The following is a 6108-nucleotide window of genomic DNA, read 5'->3' as shown; positions in this document are numbered from 1 at the left end:
CCCCAGCATCCAACTCGATCAGTTCCCTCTCCCCCCGGGCGGTCCGACGTTTCGGGAGGGTTAGGGTGAGGGGCTTTTTGTGCTTCTCAAACCTGAGTTCGACTCAATATCTCAGGCCGGCGTAACCCCAGCATCCAACTCGATCAGTTCCCTCTCCCCCCGGGCGGTCCGACGTTTCGGGAGGGTTAGGGTGAGGGGCTTTTGCAGTTGAGTCAGGACTTCGAAGGCAACATCCAGACCAGCCCACTCGCCTTCGCCCGCTCATGACACAACCCCAATACCGCCCGCCGCTCGTCATTATTCATGCGACTCCAGCGGGTGATCTCCTCGACCGTGCGCTGGCAGCCTGTGCAGATATCATCGTCGTCCAGCGCACAAATATTCACGCATGGCGATGCAACCGGGCGCTCAGTGATGGTCATTCTTGTTGCTCAACCAGATCCCGGGCATAACGCTGGGAGTTATGCACATAGTGCGCAGCACTGGCCTCAAGCATCTTCTTCTGCCCGTCGGTCAATTCGCGCACCACCTTGCCAGGCGAGCCCATGACCAGCGAACCGTCGGGGATCTCCTTGCCCTCGCCGATCAGCGAGTTGGCGCCGATGATGCAATTCTTGCCGATTTTCGCGCCGTTGAGGATCACCGCATTAATGCCGATCAGGCTGTAGTCGCCGACGGTGCAGCCGTGAAGCATGGCATTGTGGCCAATGGTCACGCCGGTGCCGATGGTCAGCGGGAAGCCCATGTCGGTGTGCATCACCGTACCGTCCTGGACGTTGCTGTTCTTGCCGATCAGGATCAACTCGTTGTCGCCCCGCAGCACGGCGTTGAACCAGACGTTGGCGCCCTCTTCCAGTTTGACCTTGCCCACCAGCACGGCATTGGGCGCGACCCAGCTCTGTGGGTGGGTTTCGACGCGGGCGTCGCCCAGGCGGTATTTCATCTCGTTGTCCTCAGGGCTCAGGCCGGCTTTTATTGGTAGCGATCAGGTTCAGGCCATTCGAACGATGGCTCAAGTATGGATAAAGCTTTTGGGAGGCTGGTGCAGGCTGATTTTCGCGTCATACAGCAGGTTGATCAACTCGACGATCATGATCGCCGTCAGCCCCCAGATCTTGTACTCGCCGAAGCGATAGCTGGGCACATACCAGCTGCGGCCCTGGTAATCGATGCGGTGGGTATGTTCACGCGGGTCATTGCAGAAGAACTCCAGCGGTACACTGAACACCGCGGCGATCTCGGCATCGTTGGCCCGGTACTCGACGAAGTCCGGAATCACGCCCACATAGGGCGTGACCATGATGCCATGCAGGGAAATCAACGGGCTGAGCGGGCCGATCACTTCCACCAGGCCCGGAGGCAGGCCGATTTCTTCCTCGGCTTCGCGCAGGGCGGTGAAGACCAGGTCGGGGTCTTCAGGGTCACGACGCCCGCCGGGGAAGGCGACTTCGCCGCCATGGGTCGAGAGACCACTGGCACGCAGGGTCAGCACCAGTTCGGGCTTGTCACTGCGGGTGATGGGCACCAGCACCGCGGCCTCGGGAAAACGCAGGTCGGTCTCCAGCGTGTGCGGAGTGTGGTTGCTTACCCGATGCAGTAGCTCGTCCAGCATGAGTGTTCTCGATCAGTGCCTTACCCTGCATCATGCACCAATCATTGCGCTCGCCCAAGCCCCCGAACAGGCGCATGTCGCGAAACGACAACTTGCCGACAGACACCGGTGCACGCCAAGATAGGCGCAGCATTCAGGAAACCAAGCATGAAATTTTGCAGCCAGTGCGGTAATCCGGTGACCCAGCGCATTCCCGAAGGCGATTCACGCCTGCGGTTCGTCTGCGACAGCTGTCATGTGATTCATTACCAGAACCCCAATATCGTTGCCGGCTGCGTGGCGACCTGGGGTTCGAAGGTATTGCTGTGCCGCCGCGCCATCGAGCCACGGCGGGGTTACTGGACCCTGCCCGCCGGTTTCATGGAAAACGGCGAGACCATCGAACAGGCGGCAATTCGCGAAACCGCCGAGGAAGCCTGCGCCCGGGTGCGCAACCTGAGCATCTATACCCTGATCGACGTACCGCACATCAGCCAGGTGCATGTGTTCTTCCGGGCTGAACTGGCGGACCTGGACTTTGCGGCCGGCCCGGAGAGCCTGCAAGTGCAGCTTTTCGAAGAAGCCGACATCCCTTGGTCCGACCTGGCTTTCCGCACGGTGGGTCGTACCTTAGAATGCTTCTTCGCTGACCGGCGGACCGAGGTCTATCCCGTACGGTCCGAATCGATCCCGCCGCTCGCTCAGCCTGCCATCACTTAAAAAAACACCTATAAATATATAGTCGCGACACCTCTGGGGAATCGTTTCAATGCGCTGGTTGCTTGCCTTGCTCTGCTTGTCGTTCGTTGCGGTAACCCAGGCTTCGGCCACGGAAACCTACAACGGCAAAGTCATCGAGAAAATTCTGATTCTCAAGTCCGCCCATCAATTGCAATTGATCAATGACGGCAAGCCGCTCAAGACCTATCGCATTTCCCTGGGCAAACGTCCCAAGGGCCCCAAGCTGATGGAGGGCGACAAACGTACGCCGGAAGGTTTGTACTGGGTTGACTGGCGCAAGGTCAGCGACCGTTTCAACCTGGCGATGCACGTCTCCTATCCGAACATCAGCGACTCTGCCCGCGCCCGCCGCGAAGGCGTCGAGCCCGGCGGCATGATCATGATCCACGGTACCCCGGACACCGAGGACACCCCTGAAGACCTGTTCCATACCCTGGACTGGACCGACGGCTGCATCGCCATGCGCAACATGGACATGCGCGAAGTCTGGAACCTGGTGCCGGACGGCACGATGATCGAAATCCGGCCGTAATGCTTACGACCGTTGGTCGCCCTCGAAAAAAATAAATCAAGAGATCGCAGCCTTCGGCAGCGCCTGCAGGGTGAATACCATTGCCCCCTGTAGGAGCTGCCGAAGGCTGCGATATTTGCTTTAAAAACCCCCTCCCCTAATACCACTTCAAACCAAGACCTTTCCACGCAGCCAAATGAGGCTGGATTTACTGCGCCACCCGCTAGCCCGGTGCGTTGACATGGTATTCAAGTGGTATTAGTTTTCGCTGCACTCACGGGCGAAAACACTCCAATATCCGCCGCGGACACCAGCCATGAACGACCTCCAGGCCCTAAAGCCCGACGACACCCAACCGACGCCGCTTTACCTGCAACTGGCACGCAATCTGGAAGCGGCGATCCATGCCGGCCAGTGGAAAGCCGAACAGGCCATGCCTTCGGAACGCAACCTCAGCGAATTGCTGGGCATTTCCCGCGTTACCGCCCGCAAGGCACTGGAAGTGCTGTTCGAACAGGGGCTGATCCGCCGCAACCAGGGTTCCGGCACCTTCATCACGCCGCGCCTGGAGCAACCCCTGTCACGCCTTTCGGGCTTCAGCGAAATGCTCCGCCTCAAGGGTTTCGTACCCGGCTCACAATGGCTGGAGCGGCAAATCACCCTGCCCACCCACGAAGAACTGATCCGGCTGGGGCTTTCGCCCAACGACAAGGTTGCGCGCCTCAAACGCCTGCGCAAGGCCGATGACACGGTGATGGCGATCGAGATGAGCACCCTGCCCGCCTCGATCATTGCCAAACCGCAAGCCGTGGGTGACTCCCTCTACGAATACCTCGACGGCATCGGCAAACCCGTGGTCCGCGCCTTGCAGCACATCCAGGCGATCAATGCCTCGGACGAGTTCGCCGCGCTGGTCGGCATCGCCCCCGGCACCGCCATGCTGCTGATGACCCGGGTTGGCTATCTGGAAGACAACACGCCGATCGAAGTCACTGACACTTATTGCCGCAACGACTACTACGACTTCGTTGCCGAGCTTCGTCGTTAAACCGAGAGCCCATCATGTCCGAAGACAACATCCTCACCGCCCACGGCTGGGTTCGCGGCCGACTGGTCCACGAACACGGCAAAGTCGTGTCGATCGAAGGCGAGCCCTGCGATCCGGCGCAAAACGACCTGCCCTATCTGCTGCCGGGCTTCATCGACCTGCACGTTCACGGTGGCGGCGGCAAAGACATCATGGAAGGTGCATCGGCCTTCGAAACCATCACCAGGACCCACGTGCGCTTCGGCACCACGGCACTGCTGGCCACCACCATGACCGCGCCGAGCGAAGAGATTTGCGGCGTGCTCAAGGCCGTCGGCGAATTCTGTGAACAGCGGCCGAAAGGCTGCGCCCGGGTGCTTGGCGTCCACCTTGAAGGCCCGTACATCAATCCGGGCAAACTTGGTGCCCAACCGAATTTCGCCCACACCGCGCTGCTGGCCGAAGTCGAAGAATACCTGGCGTTGGCGCCGATCCGGGTGATCACCATCGCCCCGGAAATCGCCGGTCACGATGCCTTGATTCGCAACCTCAGCAGCCGTGGCGTGCGTATGCAGATCGGCCACACCCTTGGCAGCTACGAGGAAGGCGTGGCCGCGCTGGAGGCCGGTGCCAGCAGCTTTACTCATCTCTACAACGCCATGAGCCCGTTGCACCACCGCGAACCGGGCATCGTCGGCGCCGCCCTGGCCCATGCCCGATTCGCCGAGCTGATTCCCGACTTGCTGCACGTGCACCCCGGCGCCATCCGCGTCGCCCTGCGTTCGATCCCGTGCCTGTATTGCGTCACCGACTCGACCGCCGCCGCCGGCATGCCCGACGGTGAATACAAGCTCGGCAGCCACACCGTGACCAAATGTCTGGGCGGCGTGCGCCTGCCCGACGGCACCCTGGCCGGCAGCACCCTGACCATGGATCAGGCCCTGCGCAATCTGGTGAAGATCGGCCTGCCGATCGCCGAAGCTTCGCAACGCCTGTCGCAATTCCCCGCCGACTACCTCGGCATCACCGATCGCGGACGCCTGCAACCCGGCGCCTGGGCCGACTGCGTGCGGCTCGATCGCTCACTCACACTGACCGCCGTCATGGTCGAAGGAGAAGACATTGACTTCAAAAATGCTTGAAGAGGCGCTGTCCTCGTTCCAGGCCGTGCAGGCTCAGCTACAACAACTCGACCTGCAGATGATCGAGATCGCCGGGCGCCTGCGCCGACAGCCTCCGCAAGTCGCCATGACCGTGGCGCGTGGCAGCTCGGACCATGCCGCCAGCTATTTCGCCTACCTGACCATGCAGTTGCTGGGCATTCCGGTGGCGTCGTTGCCGATGTCGGTGGTCACCATGCAGCAGGCACCCTTGAAGGTCAGCGGTCAGGTTGCGTTCGCGTTCTCGCAATCGGGACAGAGCCCGGACCTGGTGAACAGCTTGCGTCTGCTGCGCAAGCGTGGCGCCTTGAGCATTTCCCTGGTCAATGCCGAAGACTCGCCGCTGGAAGCCGCCTGCGAATTCAGCCTGCCGCTGTGCGCCGGCACCGAAAGCAGCGTCGCTGCAACCAAGAGTTTCATCGCCACCCTCAGCGCCAGCGCCCGTTTGATCGGCCACTGGAAAGAAGACGCCGAATTGCTCGAAGCCGGACTGGCCTTGCCTGCCGGCCTGCGCGATGCCGCGCAGCAGGATTGGAGCCCGGCCATCGAGGCTTTGCGCGATTGCCAACGGCTGATGGTGATCGGCCGTGGCGCCGGATTCGCCATCGCCCAGGAAGCGGCGCTCAAGTTCAAGGAAACCTCGGCGATCCAGGCCGAAGCCTTCAGCAGCGCCGAAGTCCGTCACGGGCCAATGGCCTTGATCGGTGACAACTACCCGCTGCTGGTCTTCGCCCCACGGGGTGCCGAACAGGCCGGCCTGCTGAGCCTGGCCGCCGACATGCGCCAGCGCGGCGCCCGAGTCCTGCTGGCTGCACCGGACGATGTGCTCGAGCGCGACTTGACCCTGACCCGCGCCGAACACCCGGCCCTCGACCCGATTCTGGCCATTCAGAGTTTCTACGTGATGGCCGCCGGCCTGGCCGTAGCTCGCGGCATGGACCCGGATCAACCGCGGCACCTGAGCAAAGTCACGCGCACCCACTGAATCGAATGACGATTTGAATGACCTGCAGGAGCGAGCATGCTCGCGATGGACGTTAACGATTACACGGAAAACCTGACACCCCGCGACGTTCTT

The 6108-nt window shown here is 61.5% G+C and carries 8 protein-coding genes; 5 read left to right on the top strand and 3 right to left on the bottom strand.

What is annotated here, in order from left to right; all coding sequences use genetic code 11:
* Positions 1–212: 212 nt before the first annotated feature.
* From AC07OG_RS14015 to AC07OG_RS14005, 3 genes are all read right to left on the bottom strand, one after another.
* Complete coding sequence (locus tag AC07OG_RS14015; protein WP_371318078.1) at positions 213–416, bottom strand: DUF1289 domain-containing protein; 204 nt, start codon at positions 414–416, stop codon at positions 213–215.
* A 2-nt stretch (positions 417–418) separates the two neighbouring features.
* Positions 419–943 (bottom strand): gamma carbonic anhydrase family protein, encoded by a 525-nt coding sequence (locus AC07OG_RS14010; protein WP_218424895.1) that lies wholly within the window; start codon positions 941–943, stop codon positions 419–421.
* 69 nt (positions 944–1012) lie between these two features.
* Positions 1013–1612 carry a CoA pyrophosphatase gene (locus AC07OG_RS14005; protein WP_060543143.1) on the bottom strand — a complete coding sequence of 200 codons (600 nt, stop codon included), beginning with the start codon at positions 1610–1612 and terminating at the stop codon, positions 1013–1015.
* A gap of 147 nt (positions 1613–1759) precedes the next feature.
* On the opposite strand from AC07OG_RS14005, the gene AC07OG_RS14000 reads away from it, so the two are divergent.
* The 5 genes from AC07OG_RS14000 (at position 1760) to AC07OG_RS13980 (ending at position 6015) form a co-directional block, all read left to right on the top strand.
* Positions 1760–2311, top strand: coding sequence for an NUDIX hydrolase (locus AC07OG_RS14000; RefSeq protein WP_218424896.1), 552 nt, complete (start codon positions 1760–1762; stop codon positions 2309–2311).
* A gap of 49 nt (positions 2312–2360) precedes the next feature.
* A complete protein-coding gene (locus tag AC07OG_RS13995) occupies positions 2361–2864 on the top strand; it encodes a L,D-transpeptidase family protein (protein ID WP_495067291.1) in 504 nt (167 codons plus the stop codon).
* Between the two features lie 295 nt (positions 2865–3159).
* The gene (locus tag AC07OG_RS13990; protein WP_060543140.1) at positions 3160–3891 is read left to right on the top strand and encodes a GntR family transcriptional regulator; all 732 of its coding nucleotides are present in this window, start codon (positions 3160–3162) and stop codon (positions 3889–3891) included.
* Between the two features lie 14 nt (positions 3892–3905).
* Positions 3906–5012: an N-acetylglucosamine-6-phosphate deacetylase gene (gene nagA, locus AC07OG_RS13985; RefSeq protein WP_060543139.1), complete on the top strand. Its 1107-nt coding sequence runs from the start codon at positions 3906–3908 to the stop codon at positions 5010–5012.
* Positions 5005–6015, top strand: coding sequence for an SIS domain-containing protein (locus tag AC07OG_RS13980; RefSeq protein ID WP_495067329.1), 1011 nt, complete (start codon positions 5005–5007; stop codon positions 6013–6015). The genes nagA and AC07OG_RS13980 overlap by 8 nt, the downstream gene beginning before the upstream one ends.
* Positions 6016–6108 lie beyond the last annotated feature (93 nt).

The sequence above is a fragment of the Pseudomonas sp. GW821-FHT09H03 genome, assembly GCF_059415945.1.
Note: the sequence above shows the minus strand (reverse complement) of the source record. Positions and strands in the feature narration are given on the sequence as shown.